Consider the following 16,046-nt stretch of genomic DNA (forward strand, 5'->3'; position numbering starts at 1 on the left):
CGCGCTGCGCGCCTGCCTGCCCCCCGCAGCGGTCGTGGCCGTCGTCGCGGTCGCGACGCTCGCCGGCTGTACGGTCGGCCCCGACTACCGGCGCCCCGCCGTCGAGACGCCCGCCGCGTGGCGGCTCGACCCGGCCGACGCTTACTGGCACCCGGCCGCGCCGGCCCGTGCGCCGCTCGACCCGGCGTGGTGGACCGCGTTCGGCGACGCGCAGCTCGACGCGCTCGAAACCGACGCGCTGCGCAACAACCAGAACCTGAAGGCCGTCGCCGCGCGCTACGACCAGGCGAAGGCGACGCTCGCATCGGTCGCGTCCGCGCAGTATCCGGCCGTCGGCCTGAACGCGAGCGGCCAGCGCTTCAAGATCTCCGCCGACCGGCCGCAGACCAACTACGCGACGAAGAGCATGTCGACCGTGCAGAACGACATCCAGGTCGCCGCGAGCGTCAGCTACGAACTCGACCTGTTCGGCCGCGTGCGGCGCAGCGTCGAATCCGCGCAGGCCAGCTCCGAGCAGGCGCGCGACGATTTCGCGAACGCGCGCCTGGTGCTGAGCGCCGATCTCGCATCGAGCTACTTCGCGCTGCGCGAACTCGACACCGAGATCGACGTCGTCAGGCGTTCGATCGACCTGCAGCAAAAGGCGCTCGACTACGTGAGCGCGCGCCACGACCTCGGCGCGGTGTCCGGCCTCGACCTGCTGCAGCAGCGCGCGCAACTCGACGCGACGCGCACGCAGGCGCAGTTGCTGATCCAGCAGCGCGCTCAGGTCGAGACGGCGATCGCGACGCTGGTCGGCACGCCGGCCCCCGCGTTCTCGCTGCCGCCGCGCGTGGCGCCGATCAACGCGCCCGCGCTGCCGACCGGGATGCCGAGCGACCTGCTGCAGCGCCGGCCCGACGTCGCATCGGCCGAGCGCGCGATGGCCGCGGCGAACGCGCAGATCGGCGTCGCGCGCGCCGCGTATTTCCCGCGCATCGCGCTGTCGCCGGACCTCGGCTGGGACGCGACGCGCTTCTCCGGCCTGTTCACCGTGCCGGCGCTGCTGTGGTCGATCGGCGCGTCGGTCAGCCAGCCGCTGTTCGAAGGCGGCAAGCTGAAGGCCGGCGTCGATTTCGCGCAGGCGGGCTACGTCGCCGCGCAGGCCGATTACCGGCAGACCGTGCTCACCGCGTTCCAGGAGGTGCAGAATGCGGTGACGGGCCTGTCGGTGCTGGCCGAGGCCGCGCAGCAGGCGTCGGCGGCCGTCGACGACGCGCGCAAGCTCGTGTCGCTCGCACAGGACCGCTATGCGGGCGGCCTGACGCCGTTCATCGACGTGCTGACGGCCCAGCAGCAGTTGCTGACGAGCGAGCGCCAGGCCGTGCAGATCCAGGGCCAGCGCGCGGCGCTCGTGGTGTTTCTTGCGAAAGCGCTCGGCGGCGGCTGGGACGGCGCCACGCCGACCGACGTCGCGGCGGCCGGCCCGCGCCCCGCCACGAGCGTCACTCCCTAACCCGGTTACGCGGACCCACCCATGAAAGTCCTGATCGTCGAAGACGAACCGAAAGTCGTCGAATACCTGAAGAGCGGCCTGAGCGAGGAAGGCTGGGTCGTCGACACCGCGCTGGACGGCGAGGACGGCGCGTGGAAGGCCGTCGAATTCGACTACGACGTGGTCGTGCTCGACGTGATGCTGCCGAAGCTCGACGGCTTCGGCGTGCTGCGCGCGTTGCGCGCGCAGAAGCAGACGCCCGTGATCATGCTGACCGCGCGCGACCGCGTCGACGATCGCGTGCGGGGCTTGCGCGGCGGCGCCGACGACTACCTGACCAAGCCCTTCTCGTTCCTCGAGCTGATCGAGCGGCTGCGCGCGCTCACGCGCCGCGCGCGCGTGCAGGAATCGACGCTGATCTCGATCGGCGACCTGCGCGTCGACCTGATCGGCCGGCGCGCGACCCGCGACGGCACACGCCTCGACCTGACCGCGCAGGAATTCCAGCTGCTCGGCGTGCTCGCGCGGCGCAGCGGCGAGGTGCTGTCGAAAACGACGATTGCCGAACTCGTGTGGGACGTGAACTTCGACAGCAACGCGAACGTCGTCGAGACGGCGATCAAGCGCCTGCGCGCGAAACTCGACGGCCCGTTCGCGGAGAAGCTGCTGCATACGATCCGCGGCATGGGCTACGTGCTCGAGGCGCGCGAGGACGGCGACGCGGAGCGGCACGCATGAAACGCTCGATCACCCTGCGCCTGTCGGCGATGTTCGGCATCGTGTCGCTGCTCGTGTTCACGCTGGTCGGCTGCGGGCTGTTCGTGATGATGGAGCGCCAGCTGTTCGCCGAACTGCGTGCGACGATCGACACGCGCGCGAAGGTCGCGCAGATGATCGTGTCGCACGCGACCACGGCCGCGCGCGGCCGCCTGATGCAGGAAAAGCTCGCCGACCTCGAACCGCCCGACGGTTCGACGCGCTACCAGGTCGACAGCCCCGACGCCGACTTCCGCTTCGGCCGTCCGGTCGACGGCGTGCCCGTCGGCGAACCGTTCGGCGCGTTCCAGCAGTACGCGCTGAACCACAGCAGCTACGACGTGATGACGAAGACCGTCCCGATCGCAGGCAGCGGCGAGCGCCCCGACCTGAAGCTGATCGTCGCGTCGTCGTGCGAGCGCACGCAGCGCATGCTGCGTCGTTTCGCGTGGACACTCGCCGCGCTGATCGCGATCGCCACCGTCATCACGCTGCTGCTGAGCCGCGCGGTCGCACGCTTCGGGCTCGCGCCGCTCGAACGGATGTCGCAGGACGCCGCGGCCATCGGCGCCACCGACCGCCGCCAGCGGCTGCACACCGACGCGCTGCCGACCGAGCTGCGCGATCTCGCCGCGTCGTTCAACGGCGCGCTCGAACGCATCCAGCAGACCTACGCGCGGCTCGAGGCGTTCAATGCGGACGTCGCGCACGAGCTGCGCACGCCGATCAGCATCCTGATCGGACAGACCCAGGTCGCGCTGACGAGCCGCGACCGCTCGGTCGACCGGATGCGCCAGACGCTGCAGTCGAACCTCGAGGAATTCGAACGGTTGCGCGTGATCATCAACGACATGCTGTTCCTGTCGCGCAGCGATCGCGGCGAACGCGCGACCGACCTGAAGCACGTGTCGCTCGCCGACGAAGTGCGCCGCATGCTCGACTTCCTCGAGATTCCGCTCGACGAAGCGCAGTTGCGCGCCGAACTGCACGGCGATGCGCGCGCGGCCGTCGACCCGTCGCTGTTCCGCCGCGCGATGACCAACCTGCTGATCAACGCGATCCAGCATTCGGCGCCTGGCGCGACGCTGAACGTGACGATCACGCCGCGCGATACGCTCGTCGACGTGTCGGTCGCCAACCCCGGCGAGCCGATCGACCCGGTGCAGCGCGCGCACGTGTTCGAGCGCTTCTACCGGCTCGAGGAAGCGCGCGCGAACAGCAAGGAGAATCACGGGCTCGGGCTGTCGATCGTCAAGGCCGTCGCGGAGATGCACGGCGGCAGCGTGTTCGTCGCATGCGCGGGCGGCGTCAATACGTTCGGCTTCTCGGTGTCGACGCAACCGGGAGGCAGCGGCCCGCTGCGCGCGGCCGACGCCGGCGACCCGCACGCGCTGCGGCCGGCGCACGCGCCGCGCGCGATGCATTGACGGCAGCCGCGCCTGTCGATATCCCGCCGCTACCGATCGGCGCGTGCCCGCCACGGACGCGGCCCGGGACGCGTCACGCGCGTGGCTTGCTGCCCTGCTCGCGCCACGCCCGCGGCGACATCGCGAACCGCTCGCGAAACACGCGACTGAAATGCGACATGTCGTTGAATCCCCAGCGCAACGCGATGTCGGACACGCGCAGCACCGCGCATTGCGGATTCACGAGATCCTGCGCGCACCGTTCGAGCCGCAGGTTCCATACGTAACGCATCAGCGACGTGTTCTCGGCCTCGAACAGCTTGTTGATGTACCGCGACGAAATCCCGATCGACCGCTCGATCATCAGCGGGTTCAGCTCCGGGTCGTGCAGGTGCTCGAGCAGATGCCGCTTCACACGCGTCAGCGTCAACGCCTTCATCCTCGACTGCGCGAGGTCGTTGCGCTGCATGCCCCCGAGCGTCATCGCGATCAGCGAGATCGCGGTATCCGACAACTGCCGCATCTCGTCCTCGGTCACGCTACCGATCTGCGACGACATCTGCTCGAGAAACGCGCGCATGACGCTGCCGACGCCCTCGCCGGTTTGCGTCGGGCTGGCCGTGCGGTGTTCCATCCCGACGACGAGCTGGTTCAGCGTCGTGCGGGGAATGCTGACGACGATCTCGCGCCACGACTGGCCGAACTGCAGGTGGTGCGGCCGTGTCGCGTCGTAGATCGCGAAATCCCCGGGGTGCAGCGTGACGATCTTGCCGTCCTGCTCGACCGATTGGCTGCCCTCGAGCATCAACACGCCGAAATACTTGTCCTCATACTCGCTGCGCGCCTGCCGATACCGCCGGATCACGGCCTGCTCGCTCGCGTGGATTTCCGAGATTCGCATCTTTTCGCATTTGCGCTGTCGCACCTGGCCGAAGAAATCGTCCTTCTGCACGGCCGCGATCTGCACGTCCGCGAACAGGCGCAGAATCGTCTCGCGCCAGAATTCGATACGCTGGCTGAGCGAGCCTTCGGTCGCCACCTCGATGGCCGAATTCGTCCGCTCATCCGGTGGGCTGTCGGACGCCGGGCCGGGCGCGTCGCCGCTTGCGGCGCGCGCGATAGGACGCATCGTCATGGTCGTGCCCCACATGGGTTAGCAAACACGCAGCCGGTAGCGTGCCCGTTCAAAAGCGCATTGTCCAATCGATCGCCGTGTACGCCGCGTTGCCGGTCGGACCGGCACGCGGCGCGGCGGCGATGCGCTACCGCTCCGGACATGTCATGCGAATGTCGTCTGCCGCCAGTCGGAAGACTGCTCATACGCATAGGCGCAGCGGTAGAGCGTCGCCTCGTCGAAGCGGCGCCCGACCAGTTGCAGCCCGATCGGCAGTTCGTCGGCCACCCCGCACGGCAGCGACATGGCCGGATGCCCGGACACGTCGAACGGCGCGGTATTCGCGAGCATCTCGAAAGCCCGCGTCAGCGACTCGGACATCGCACAACCGGGCTCCGGCAGTTTCGACGCGCGCATCGGTACGGTCGGCATCACCAATACGTCGTACGACTGCAGCGCCGCGTCGTAAGCCGATCGCAAGCGCCGCGCGAGGTTCTGGCACTTCGCGTAGTAGCGCCCGCGATACCGGCTCGTGAAATATTCGCCGAGCAGCATCGTCACCTTCACGGTATCCGGCAACTCGTCGGCGCGCTCGCGCCAGCCCGCGTGATGATCGATCATGCCGGTCACGTACAGGCCGCCCCAGTTGAAACCGTGACTGTTGCCCTTCATCATCTGCTGCGTCGCCCCCTCGGCCGCGATCGGCAGCCAGATCGCGGTGCCGGCCGCATGCAGCGGCACCGACACCTCTTCGACGCTCGCGCCCAGCTTGCGCAACCGGTGCGCGGCGACCAGCACGGCCTCGTCGACCACTTTCTCCGAATTCGCGAGCCCGAACGCCTCGCGCAGAATGCCGATCCGCAGGCCTGCGATGCCGTCGCGGATCCCTCCGAGATAGTCGGTGCGCGGCGGCAACGCCCGCTGGCGCGGATCAAGCCCGTCGTCGCCCGCGATGACATCGAGCAGCAGCGCGTTGTCGAGCACGGTGCTCGTCATCGGCCCCAGATGATCGACGGTCGCCTCGATCGGCATCGCGCCGGTGTAGGGCACGAGCCCGTGCGTTGGCTTCATCCCGTAGACGCCGCAATAGGCGGACGGGATCCTGACCGAACCGCCCTGGTCGCCGCCGAGCGCCATGTCGACCTCGCCGCTCGCGACCAGCGCGCCGCTGCCGGACGACGAGCCGCCGGACGAGTGCCCGGCCTTGCGCGGATTGTGCACCGGCCCCGACGCGCTCGTGTGCGAGCCGCCGGAAAAACAGTAGTACTCGCAGGTCGCCTTGCCGGCGATCGTGCCGCCGGCGTCGAGTACGCGCGTGACGACGGTCGCATCGATATCGGGCACGTAGCCCTCGAACGTGCTCGAGCCATTGCGCATCGGCACGCCGGCGACGCAGATGTTGTCTTTCACGGCCACCGTCTTGCCGCGCAGCTTGCCGTCGGCGGCGCCGTGGATCGTGCTCTTGCGCGCCCAGGCGCCGTACCGGTTCTCGTCGCCTTCCGGGCGGTAGCCGGGCGTGCGCGGATACGCGACGACGGGCAGATAGTCGGGCAGCGCGTCGATCGCGTCGTACGCGTCGAAGTTCGCCTGCAGCGCCTCGTCGTATTCGGCGAGTTGGCGGGAATCGACATGAAAGCCGAAACCGGCTGCAATGTCGGACAGTTGTTCGCGGGTCGGGCGTTTGATGGCCATCGACGTTCTCCAGTTCGGTAAGCGGCACCGCCGGCCCCCGGCGGTGCCGGCGGGATTCAGCGGGCGATGGCGACGGCGTCGCGCATCAGCCCCGTGCGCGGATGGCAGTTCACGTATTCGTAGACCTGATGCCTGGCGTCGAAGACGGAAACCTCGTGATACAGCCGCAGTTTCGACAGCCCGGTGACGACGCGGAAGAACGTGACGAAGATCCGCAGGTGCGTCGGATGGGATTCGGCCCAGCGCTCGAGGCGGTCGAGCGAGCGCCAGTGGCCGATGTTGTAGCTCTCGTCTAGCACGTTGCCGTCGAGATCGATCGAGCGCACGTAGCGATTGCTGTAGCAGCCGACGTCCGTGCCGTTGTCGCGCAGGAATTCCATTCCGCTGCGCAGCGTCGGCTCGATCTCCTCGAGATACAGTCGGCGCTCGTCGTGCTCGGCCGCACGCCAGTCCTGACCGGATCGAATCAGCGCGATGTTGTCGTGGGCCAGTACGACCACGCGGCCACCTCGGGCCGGATCGCCCTCGACGATGCGCAGCTCGCCGTCCGCGCGCATCCAGTCCGTCTGCGAGATCGGGAACCGGTCGCGCATCGATCCCCAGTAGCCGTGCTCCTCGATCTCGCCGCTGACGCCGTCCATGATCGCGCCGACGCCCGGGAAATCGCTCGTGAATGCGTAAAGCGTCTCGAACTGCTCGGCGCGCGGCGCGACGATTTCCCGGAAGTAGCCGATCCCGTCCGCGAGGCGCGCGTCGGAGGCCCACCATTCGACGAGTGCCGGCGACGCGATCCAGCGCGCATACGCGGCCGGATCGCGCCAGTAGCCGACGGCAATCAGGTTCTCGTAGCCCTGGTCGTCGGTGTGTTGCGTCAGATCGAAGTTGTTCGGCCCGTCCTGCGCACCGAAATCGGCGACGATCCGGCGCAACGCGGCCAGTGCCGTGGCGCGCTTGTCGGCGCCGCGATACTGCACGCCGAAATAGCCCATCACGACCTGGCTCAGGTCTTCGGCGGCCCGGGCGACGTACATCGGGAACGGCGGCTGGTAATCGTCGGCGACGCGGCGCGACAGCGTCCGCGGGCAGATCAGGTGTTTGTCGATGGCGGATTCCATGCGTGACCTCTCTGGAAAGGGAATCGGATGTCGAGGTTTCGACGTGGGGGACAAGGAGCGGCCTGCGCCGGGCGTATCCCGGCGCAGGCGGGTCGTCAGAAGATGTGCGCGTAACGCAGGCCGGCGAGCAGGCTGTTCTTCGGGCCGTTGCGCACGCTCAGGTCGGTGCCGAGCTGGATTTGCACCTGATCGGCCTTCGTCACGAATTTCGCCGCGGTGATCCGCATGCGCGTCGTGCGAAGCGCGTCGTTGTTGTCCGCGCCGCCGACGCTCGTTTCACCGCCCCAGAGCTGGGTGACGCCGATCCCGAGCGACGTGCCCGGATCGGGCATGTAACGCACCATCGCCTGTGCGCTGTAGCTCATCCGCTGATGCAGCGTCGTGCCGCTCGCGCCGTATGACGTGTTGTTGCCGTACCAGATCGCGTCGCCGACGAGATCGAGCGCCCACTGCGGCGAAAAGTGCTTGATGTAGGCCGCCTGGAAATCGAGCGACCAGCGGTTGGCGCCGAGATTGAGACCGCGGTTCTGGTCGTAACTCCCCGTGGGCGCGTAAACGTAGACCGTCGCGGCGACGACGTCCTTCGCGTCGTTCAGGCGGAATTTCAACGGCGCGGTCAGGATCACGTCGCCGACACCGTTCGTACTGCCAAGCGTGCCGGCGTTGCCGAAGCTGCTGACGTGACCGAACGGCAGCAACACCTGCGGATCGATCGTGAGCCTGTCGGTGAGCTGGAACACATGCAGCAGACGGGCGATGCCGACATTGGACTGCAGGTCGAAATCCGACGTCCGGTGGCCGTTCGCATAGTACGCGTTCGTCGCCGAATAGTTGTAGTACAGCACGCCGATCGTCGCGCCGACCGGATACTGCTCGTAGTCGCCGGGATCGACCTCGACCGCGCCCGCGTAATGCGATGCGACGACCATCAGCGACAAGCCGATCCAGCGCGCGATTCGCTTCAGTTTCATTCTGTTGACGTTGTCCATCATGCTCCTCACCTGGATGCGCAGACACCGCCACGCTCGACGTACGACGAACGGGAACCGTTGCCGGACGATCAAATCGCGGGGTGCTGGCTGACTGTTGTTCCGCCGGTACTCGCGGGAGTGCCGGCGATTCGCGACATCGAACGGCCGTCGCTTGAGGGTGAGAATAGAAAGGCAAAATCCGCATTTCTGTTTTCCGGCGGAACAAGAAGTTGGCTGTGGCGGACCTGTGCTGCCAGTGCCATACGGCGGTCGCAAAGCGTGCGCGGGCGGCCGCCGTCGCGTGCCGGGCGCCCCGTCGATGCCGCGAATCGCCGTGCATCCGGTGCGCGCCGGCCCCTGCCGCGCGGCGGGACCGTCTCAGCATAGTTTCCGATCCGTGCCGGCAAAGAACCGCGCTTTTTCTCTTCTTACCCTGCTCGTCGAGCGTGGCCGACACCACGCCTTTGCACCCCGCCACGGCAGCCGCAACGCCACGGCGGCGGTCAACCCGAACCACCATAAGGAGCCCCACGATGAGCGCGACCCCTTCCGCGGAAACAGCCTCGACGCCCGGCGAACGTGCCTGGGCGCTGTTTCGCGTGATGAAAGAAAAGAACCTGATCCCCGACGGCTATATCGAAGGCCTGACCGAGCTGATGTCCACGACGTGGGATCCGGCCAACGGCGCGCGCATCGTCGCGCGTGCGTGGGTCGACCCGGCATTTCGCGAACTGCTGCTGAAGGACGGCACGGCCGCGTGTGCGCAGTTCGGCTACACCGGCCCGCAGGGCGAATACATCGTCGCGATCGAGGACACACCGACGCTGAAGAACGTGATCGTCTGCAGCCTGTGCTCATGCACGAACTGGCCGGTGCTCGGGTTGCCGCCCGAGTGGTACAAGGGCTTCGAATATCGTGCGCGGCTCGTCCGCGAAGGGCGCACGGTGCTGCGGGAGCTCGGCACCGACCTGCCCGACGATGTCGTCGTGAAGGTCTGGGATACGACCGCCGAAAGCCGCTATCTCGTGCTGCCCGTGCGGCCGGCAGGCAGCGAGCACATGACCGAGGAACAACTGCGCACGCTCGTCACGAAGGACGTGCTGATCGGCGTTGCGCTGCCGCGCGCGCACTGACGCGCCCCCGTTTCGCTCTCGACCTTCATCTCGGAGATCACCTCATATGGACGGCTTTCACGACCTCGGCGGATTCCAGGGTTTCGGCCCGGTGCCGCACACGATCAACAGTCTCGGCTACAAGCCGGTCTTCAAGGAAGACTGGGAGCATCTCGCGTACAGCCTGATGTTCGTCGGCGTGGACCAACTGAAAAAATTCAGCGTCGACGAGGTACGTCACGCAGTCGAACGCATCGACGTGCGCCAGCACGTCGGCACGCGCTACTACGAGCGCTACGTGATCGCGACCGCAACCTTGCTCGTCGAAACCGGCGTGCTCACGCAGGACGAACTCGACCGCGCGCTCGGTTCGCATTTCCGGCTCGCGAACCCGCCGCGATCCGGCGGCCGGGCGGCGCCGCCCGACTCGACGCGGTTCGAGGTCGGCGATCGCGTCGTCGTGCGCGACGAATACGTCAGCGGCCACATCCGCGCGCCGGGCTACGTTCGCGGCAAGAAAGGCATCGTGCTGCACCGGACGACCGAATCGTGGCCATTCCCGGACGCGATCGGGCACGGCGACACCGGCGCCGCGCATCAGCCGACCTATCATGTCGAGTTCCGCGTGAAGGATCTGTGGGGCGACGCCGCCGACGACGGCTACGTCGTGGTCGACCTGTTCGAAGGCTACCTGGATCGCGCGTCCGGGCAGAACGCATGACGACGCCGGAACACCGGCGAGCGCCGGCCGCCGCGCCGCCGAGGATTCCGGTCACCGTGCTGTCCGGCTTCCTCGGCGCCGGGAAAACGACGTTGCTGAACCACATCCTGCGCAACCGCGCCGGCCTGAAGGTCGCCGTGATCGTCAACGACATGAGCGAAGTAAACGTCGACGCCGACGATGTGCGGCGCAACGTCGAGCTGCATCGCGGCGAGGACGAACTGGTCGAAATGAGCAACGGCTGCATCTGCTGCACGCTGCGTGCCGATCTGCTCGAGCAGATCAGCACGCTGGCGCGGCAGCGTCGCTTCGACTATCTGCTGATCGAGTCGACCGGCATCTCGGAGCCGATGCCGGTCGCGGAGACGTTCGCGTTTCTCGACCGCGACGGTTTCAGCCTCAGCGAGCTCGCGCGGCTGGACACGCTCGTCACGGTGGTCAACGGCGAGACGTTCGAGGACATGATCGCGTCGGCCGAACCGGTCACGCGCGACGCCACGCTCGCGAACGGCAGCGATTCCGGTCCGCCGCGCAAGCTGTCGGACCTGCTGATCGAACAAGTCGAATACGCGAACGTGATTCTCGTGAGCCGACTCGACCGGATCGGCCATGCGGGTTTCGACCGGCTGCGCGCCATTCTGGCGTCGCTGAATCCCTCTGCGCGAATCCTGCCGATGCAGCACGGCAAGGTCGATCCGTCAGACGTCCTGGATACGCGGCGCTTCGATCTCCCGGCGCTCGTCGAATCGCCGGGATGGATGCAACGCATGCAGGTCGACGAGCGCCCCTCGGAATCGGATGCGTACGGGATCGCGTCGTGGACCTATCGCGAACGTGCGCCGTTTCATCCGGCGCGCCTGCTCGCGTGGCTGCGTCGCCCCTGGACCAACGGCCGACTGCTTCGCTGCAAGGGATATGTCTGGGCTGCGCACCGATATGCCGACATCGCCATGCTCGTGCAGACGGGCGGAGCGTTCCAGTGGGGTTACGTCGGGCGATGGTGGCGATTCGTTTCTCGGTCGGACTGGCCGCACGACGACTATCGTCGCGATGGCGTGCTGCAAAAATGGCAAGAGCCGACCGGTGATTGCCGGCAGGAAATCGTGTTCATCGGGCAGTCGATCGATCACGTCCGGTTGCGTCGCGAACTCGATGCGTGTCTGCTGACGGTCGAAGAAATCGACGCAGGCCCGGAGTCGTGGCTCCAGCTTCCGGAAGCCGACGCGTTCGACGCGCTCGCGACCACCGCCCGTCCGTGACGCGAGACTCGATGACTTCGGCCGCAACGCCAGCGTCCAGTGGCTTTCGGTCGCCGGTGAGCGCTGCGCCCGGTTCAGCGTGACGTGAATCCCGACAGCGCCGCCGAGGGCAGTTTTCTTCAATACGGACACGCACGGCTTCTTTAGTCTCGATGCGACTTTGACATTCGCATGGAGGCAATCAATGAGCATGCTGGTTTCGATGGCCGCGTTCGCGCTGGCGTCGTCGATCACGCCCGGTCCCGTCAACATCGTCGCGCTCAGCGCGGGCGCACGCCACGGCCTCGGCGCGAGCCTGCGCTATGCGGCCGGCGCGACGCTCGGCTTCGTCGCGCTGTTCCTGCTGATCGGCCTCGGGCTGCACGCGGTGATCGCGCGCTGGCCGATGCTGACCACCGCCGCCCAGTGGTCGGGGATCGCGTTCCTGCTTTACCTCGCGCTGCGGCTCGCGCTCGACGACGGCCGGCTGTCGGCCGATCCGGACGATCCGGCTGCGCCGAACGTCGCCGGCCCGTCGGCGGCGGCCGGCGCGGCGATGCAATGGCTGAATCCGAAGGCGTGGCTCGCGTGCGTGGCTGCGATGGGCGCATATGCGGCCGACGGCGAGCCCGCGCAGGTGTGGCAATTCGCGGCGTTGTATCTGGTGATCTGCTTTGCGTCGATCGCGTGCTGGGCGTATGCGGGTGCGTCGCTGCGGCACCGGCTCGCGAATGCGCGGCGGATGCGGCTGTTCAACCGCGCGATGGCGCTGCTGCTCGCGGGCAGCGCGCTTTATCTGCTCGACGTCTAGCGCCGTTGCTTCGGTGTGTGGTCGCGGCGCCGGCACCGCCCCACGGTTCGCCGGTCAGCTCGCGGCGCTTCGATACTGCCCCGGCGTGGCGGCCGCGATGCGCCGGAATGCGCGCTGGAAATGCGCCTGGTCCGCGAAGCCCGCATCGAGCGCGACGTCGGCGATCGGCCGGCCGCGACGCAACTCAGCCCGCCCGTACTGCACGCGGCGGTCGATCAGGAACGCATGCGGCGTCATCCCGTAGCGGGCGTTGAACGCGCGGATCAGGTAGGACGGCGACAAGTCGGCGGCCGCGCAGATCGCATCGAGCGAGACGGCCTGACGGCAATGCGCGGCGATGTAGTCGGCCGCGCGCGCGAGCTTCGCGTTGTCGGCCCCGCGCCGGGCTGCGTCGGGCAGCTCGCGATCGAGCGCGCCGTGCAGCCGTGTGAAGAACTCGACCGCCGCGCTCTCCTTGCCGAGCGGATCGACACCGGGCGCCACGAGCGTGCGGTAAAAGCCGCCGAACCGTGCGAACAGGTCGCGCCGTTCCGTCAATTTCGGCGAAAAGCCGTGAAAATCGCGGTTCGGGTCGCGTCCGAGCGAATGCTGCAGGCGGGTGAGCCACGGCACGTCCACGTAGACCATCCGGTACGCCCATGCGTCGGGGCCGTACGGATTGCACGCATGCACCTGCTCCGGATCGATGATCACGAGCACGCCGCGCCCGACGTGCTCCTTCGTCGCGCCGTTCAGGTAGGTGCTCGTGCCGCCGACGATCGCGCCGAGCGAAAACGTGTCGTGCGTGTGCTTCGCGTAGCAGATCGTCCGACCGTCGTCGACGGTGCGCGCCTCGATGAACGGCAGCGCGGCGTCGCGCCAGAACGGCGACGGCATGGCGAGGGGGTTGGCGGAACGGCTCACGCGACAGGCTCCCGGATTGGACGGCGAACGCACACCGTACAAGACTGCGCGGCGCGATGCAACCGCGACCCGACGCTTCGCGGCCGGATCGCCTAAGCTTTGAATTCGGCCGCCGCGGCACGCCCGGCGGGTTCCGTTCCCTCTTCCAACCGATACACTCATGCACATCGATCTGACAGGCAAGACCGCGGTCGTCACCGCTTCCACCGCCGGCATCGGGCTGGCGATCGCCGAAGGGCTTGCGCAGGCGGGCGCGCGCGTCGTCGTCAACGGACGCAGCGACAAGTCGGTCGACGCCGCGCTCGCGCAGCTGCGCAGCGCCGTACCCGGCGCGGACCTCGACGGCGTCGCGGCCGACCTGTCCGACGCCGCCGGCGTCGCGCGCATCACGCAGCACACGCCGGAGGCCGACATCCTCGTCAACAACGCGGGCATTTACGGGCTGAAGGCGTTCTTCGACATCGACGACGACGAATGGGCCCACTACTTCCAGATGAACGTGATGTCGGGCGTGCGTCTCGCGCGGCACTACCTGAAGGGGATGCTCGCGCGGAACACGGGCCGCATCGTGTTCATTTCGTCGGAGTCGGGGCTGAACATCCCGGTCGACATGATTCACTACGGGTTCACGAAAACCGCGCAGCTCGCGATCGCGCGCGGCCTCGCGAAACTCGCGGCCGGGACGCGCGTGACGGTCAATTCGGTGCTGCCGGGGCCGACGATGTCGGAAGGCGTGCGGGCGCTGCTGAAGGAAACGGCCGACGCCACGGGCCGCAGCATCGACGACGTCGCGGTGGATTTCGTGCGCAGCGAGCGCGCGAGCTCGATCATCCAGCGGCCGGCGACGACGGAGGAAGTCGCGAATCTCGTTGTGTACGTGTGCTCGCCGCAGGCCTCGGCGACGACGGGCGCGGCGTTGCGCGTCGATGGCGGCGTGGTCGACACGATAGCGTGACGACTGCGTGACACGCTCGCGCGGCGCATGGCGGCCGCGCGACGCGCTAGCGCGAGGCGGCCTTGTCCGATTGAAGCGTGCCCTTGCGATCGGCGTCCATGCAGGTATCGAAGCCGTGTTGCGTGACCGCACCGGCCTTGTCGAACACGACGAAGAAAGCCCGGTGATCGTTGTCGTGCTCGATGAAGTAGTTGTAGCAGACGCCGCTGCCGTTGCGGACCATCCACACGCTGCGCGGGTTGCCGCCGGCGCGGACGACGTCGGCGCGCGTCGCGCCGTGCCGCGACGCGGCCCTCGCCAGCGGCGTGCGCGAATACGAGAACGGCAGCCACGAGTCGAACCACGCGCAACCGTGCAGCATCAGGCAGCTGGCGGCCAGGGACAGCGTCGCTGCGGGGCGGGACATCGGAATCAATCGCATGCTTGGTGAAATCTGCTGCGCCATGCCGGCGTGATCGAAAGCCCCATGCTACTCGACCTTTGGGTCCGGATCGAAAAGAAATGTAGAGACTTGTGTCCGATGCGCTGCCCGACGCAGTCCGGCGCGTGCCCGATCGTCACGAATCGTGGCCGTGCCGGGCGCGTTCGCGCGCCCGCCTTCTGACGTCGATGCGTCGGAGCGGCGCGACGGGCGGCGTCGTCAAGCAATCCATTCCGCCCACAGCATCGTCAGCACCGTCATCAGCGCGGGGCCGACGAACAGCCCGATCAGCCCGAACGTCTCGGCCCCGCCGAGGATGCCGAACAACACGAGCAGGAACGGCAGGCGGGTCGAGCTGCCGATCAGCACCGGCCGCACGAAATGCTCGGCGACGAACACGACCACGAAGCCGAGCACCAGCACCACGACGGCCCACGCGGTCGCGCCCTGCACGAACAGCCAGAGCGCCGCGCCGCAGAACACGATCGGCGCGCAGAACGGCAGCATCGCGGCGACGGCCGTGACGAGGCCGAGCAGCGCGGCGTGCGGAACCCCGGCGAGCGCATACGCGACGCCGAGAATGGCGCCCTCGCCCAGCCCGACGACGACCAGCCCGGTCACCGTGCCGTACACGGCCGAGACCATCCGTTCGATCAGGTCCGCGCCGCCGCGGCCGAACGCGCGCCGCGCGCCCTGCAGCAACGCGCCGGACAGCTTGTGGCCGGCCCGCATGATCACGAACAGCGTGACCAGCATGAAGCCGAACTCGAACAGCGCATGCGCGAGCTTCGTGCCGAACTGCCGGCCGAACGCGATGAACTTCTCGCCGCTCGCGCCATGCATCGCGCTGCCCGCGTGCAGCGGATGACCGAGATTGGCCTGCCACCACTCGGTGACCTGCGCGGCACCGTACGGCAACCGGCCGACGACGTCCGGAAGCGGAATGCCGTTGTCCTGGATCGAATGCAGCCAGAGGCGCAGGTCGTGCGCCTGCGAGATCGCCTGCGCGAGCGCGATCGCGACCGGCAGCACGACCAGCAGCGACACGCCGGCGGTAATCACGGTCGCGATCAGGGTCGGCCTGTCGCGAAACCAGCGGTGGGATTCGAAGCGTTTCAGCAGCGGCCACAACGCGATCGCGATCACGCAGGCCCACGCGATGGCGGGCAGGAAATCGCGGATCACCCACAGCGCGAGCACCAGCAGCGCCGCATACAGCACGGCGCGGGCGATCTGCTGGGCACGCGGCCGCGTGGCGGAATCCTGGGAAGGCGAGACATGTGCGCGCATGGCACCTCGGTCGAAATGAAAAAATGGCGGTCGTGCAGGCCGCGAGCCTGTACGAACCGCCATTCTA

The 16,046-nt window shown here is 67.9% G+C and carries 15 protein-coding genes; 8 read left to right on the plus strand and 7 right to left on the minus strand.

The window, feature by feature from the left end:
• Window positions 1-4: 4 nt before the first annotated feature.
• The 3 genes from DIE12_RS01360 to DIE12_RS01370 are packed head-to-tail and all read left to right on the plus strand — an operon-like array spanning window position 5 to window position 3,657.
• A complete protein-coding gene (locus DIE12_RS01360) occupies window positions 5-1,495 on the plus strand; it encodes an efflux transporter outer membrane subunit (protein WP_124519699.1) in 1,491 nt (496 codons plus the stop codon).
• A 21-nt stretch (window positions 1,496-1,516) separates the two neighbouring features.
• Window positions 1,517-2,212 (plus strand): heavy metal response regulator transcription factor, encoded by a 696-nt coding sequence (locus tag DIE12_RS01365; RefSeq protein WP_044843022.1) that lies wholly within the window; start codon window positions 1,517-1,519, stop codon window positions 2,210-2,212.
• Window positions 2,209-3,657, plus strand: a complete 1,449-nt coding sequence (locus DIE12_RS01370) for a heavy metal sensor histidine kinase (RefSeq protein WP_124519523.1) — start codon at window positions 2,209-2,211, stop codon at window positions 3,655-3,657. The genes DIE12_RS01365 and DIE12_RS01370 overlap by 4 nt, the downstream gene beginning before the upstream one ends.
• 73 nt (window positions 3,658-3,730) lie before the next feature.
• Here the strand turns inward: DIE12_RS01370 and DIE12_RS01375 are convergent, their stop codons facing one another.
• The 4 genes from DIE12_RS01375 to DIE12_RS01390 form a co-directional block, all read right to left on the minus strand.
• Window positions 3,731-4,771: a helix-turn-helix domain-containing protein gene (locus tag DIE12_RS01375; protein WP_044843148.1), complete on the minus strand. Its 1,041-nt coding sequence runs from the start codon at window positions 4,769-4,771 to the stop codon at window positions 3,731-3,733.
• Window positions 4,772-4,915: 144 nt separating this feature from the next.
• Window positions 4,916-6,442 carry an amidase gene (locus DIE12_RS01380; RefSeq protein WP_124519524.1) on the minus strand — a complete coding sequence of 509 codons (1,527 nt, stop codon included), beginning with the start codon at window positions 6,440-6,442 and terminating at the stop codon, window positions 4,916-4,918.
• Between the two features lie 56 nt (window positions 6,443-6,498).
• The gene (locus DIE12_RS01385) at window positions 6,499-7,557 is read right to left on the minus strand and encodes a phenylacetaldoxime dehydratase family protein (RefSeq protein ID WP_124519525.1); all 1,059 of its coding nucleotides are present in this window, start codon (window positions 7,555-7,557) and stop codon (window positions 6,499-6,501) included.
• 95 nt (window positions 7,558-7,652) lie between these two features.
• Complete coding sequence (locus DIE12_RS01390; RefSeq protein WP_044843018.1) at window positions 7,653-8,549, minus strand: transporter; 897 nt, start codon at window positions 8,547-8,549, stop codon at window positions 7,653-7,655.
• A gap of 512 nt (window positions 8,550-9,061) precedes the next feature.
• On the opposite strand from DIE12_RS01390, the gene nthA reads away from it, so the two are divergent.
• The 4 genes from nthA (at window position 9,062) to DIE12_RS01410 (ending at window position 12,410) form a co-directional block, all read left to right on the plus strand.
• Window positions 9,062-9,661: a nitrile hydratase subunit alpha gene (gene nthA / locus DIE12_RS01395; protein WP_124519526.1), complete on the plus strand. Its 600-nt coding sequence runs from the start codon at window positions 9,062-9,064 to the stop codon at window positions 9,659-9,661.
• A gap of 46 nt (window positions 9,662-9,707) precedes the next feature.
• Window positions 9,708-10,361, plus strand: coding sequence for a nitrile hydratase subunit beta (gene nthB / locus DIE12_RS01400; protein WP_124519527.1), 654 nt, complete (start codon window positions 9,708-9,710; stop codon window positions 10,359-10,361).
• Window positions 10,358-11,620, plus strand: coding sequence for a GTP-binding protein (locus tag DIE12_RS01405; RefSeq protein WP_124519528.1), 1,263 nt, complete (start codon window positions 10,358-10,360; stop codon window positions 11,618-11,620). The genes nthB and DIE12_RS01405 overlap by 4 nt, the downstream gene beginning before the upstream one ends.
• A gap of 184 nt (window positions 11,621-11,804) precedes the next feature.
• Complete coding sequence (locus DIE12_RS01410) at window positions 11,805-12,410, plus strand: LysE family translocator (RefSeq protein ID WP_124519529.1); 606 nt, start codon at window positions 11,805-11,807, stop codon at window positions 12,408-12,410.
• 54 nt (window positions 12,411-12,464) lie between these two features.
• Here the strand turns inward: DIE12_RS01410 and DIE12_RS01415 are convergent, their stop codons facing one another.
• Window positions 12,465-13,313, minus strand: coding sequence for an AraC family transcriptional regulator (locus tag DIE12_RS01415; protein WP_185500283.1), 849 nt, complete (start codon window positions 13,311-13,313; stop codon window positions 12,465-12,467).
• 160 nt (window positions 13,314-13,473) lie between these two features.
• On the opposite strand from DIE12_RS01415, the gene DIE12_RS01420 reads away from it, so the two are divergent.
• On the plus strand, window positions 13,474-14,268 hold the full coding sequence (locus DIE12_RS01420) for an SDR family NAD(P)-dependent oxidoreductase (RefSeq protein WP_124484914.1): 795 nt from the start codon (window positions 13,474-13,476) through the stop codon (window positions 14,266-14,268).
• A 46-nt stretch (window positions 14,269-14,314) separates the two neighbouring features.
• On the opposite strand, the gene DIE12_RS01425 is transcribed toward DIE12_RS01420, so the two are convergent.
• The gene (locus DIE12_RS01425) at window positions 14,315-14,689 is read right to left on the minus strand and encodes a hypothetical protein (protein ID WP_044843011.1); all 375 of its coding nucleotides are present in this window, start codon (window positions 14,687-14,689) and stop codon (window positions 14,315-14,317) included.
• 219 nt (window positions 14,690-14,908) lie between these two features.
• Window positions 14,909-15,979, minus strand: a complete 1,071-nt coding sequence (locus DIE12_RS01430; protein WP_124519532.1) for an AI-2E family transporter — start codon at window positions 15,977-15,979, stop codon at window positions 14,909-14,911.
• Between the last annotated feature and the right edge of the window lie 67 nt (window positions 15,980-16,046).

This window comes from Burkholderia sp. Bp9015, from assembly GCF_003853505.1.
Taxonomy (GTDB): Bacteria; Pseudomonadota; Gammaproteobacteria; order Burkholderiales; family Burkholderiaceae; genus Burkholderia.

Coding starts and splice junctions, on each gene's coding strand:
- DIE12_RS01365 (WP_044843022.1), top strand. CDS start 1,517: ATGAAAGTCCTGATCGTCGAAGACGAACCGAAAGTCGTCGAATACCTG.
- DIE12_RS01370 (WP_124519523.1), top strand. CDS start 2,209: ATGAAACGCTCGATCACCCTGCGCCTGTCGGCGATGTTCGGCATCGTG.
- DIE12_RS01375 (WP_044843148.1), bottom strand. CDS start 4,771: ATGACGATGCGTCCTATCGCGCGCGCCGCAAGCGGCGACGCGCCCGGC.
- DIE12_RS01380 (WP_124519524.1), bottom strand. CDS start 6,442: ATGGCCATCAAACGCCCGACCCGCGAACAACTGTCCGACATTGCAGCC.
- DIE12_RS01385 (WP_124519525.1), bottom strand. CDS start 7,557: ATGGAATCCGCCATCGACAAACACCTGATCTGCCCGCGGACGCTGTCG.
- DIE12_RS01390 (WP_044843018.1), bottom strand. CDS start 8,549: ATGATGGACAACGTCAACAGAATGAAACTGAAGCGAATCGCGCGCTGG.
- nthA (WP_124519526.1), top strand. CDS start 9,062: ATGAGCGCGACCCCTTCCGCGGAAACAGCCTCGACGCCCGGCGAACGT.
- nthB (WP_124519527.1), top strand. CDS start 9,708: ATGGACGGCTTTCACGACCTCGGCGGATTCCAGGGTTTCGGCCCGGTG.
- DIE12_RS01405 (WP_124519528.1), top strand. CDS start 10,358: ATGACGACGCCGGAACACCGGCGAGCGCCGGCCGCCGCGCCGCCGAGG.
- DIE12_RS01410 (WP_124519529.1), top strand. CDS start 11,805: ATGAGCATGCTGGTTTCGATGGCCGCGTTCGCGCTGGCGTCGTCGATC.
- DIE12_RS01420 (WP_124484914.1), top strand. CDS start 13,474: ATGCACATCGATCTGACAGGCAAGACCGCGGTCGTCACCGCTTCCACC.
- DIE12_RS01425 (WP_044843011.1), bottom strand. CDS start 14,689: ATGCGATTGATTCCGATGTCCCGCCCCGCAGCGACGCTGTCCCTGGCC.
- DIE12_RS01430 (WP_124519532.1), bottom strand. CDS start 15,979: ATGCGCGCACATGTCTCGCCTTCCCAGGATTCCGCCACGCGGCCGCGT.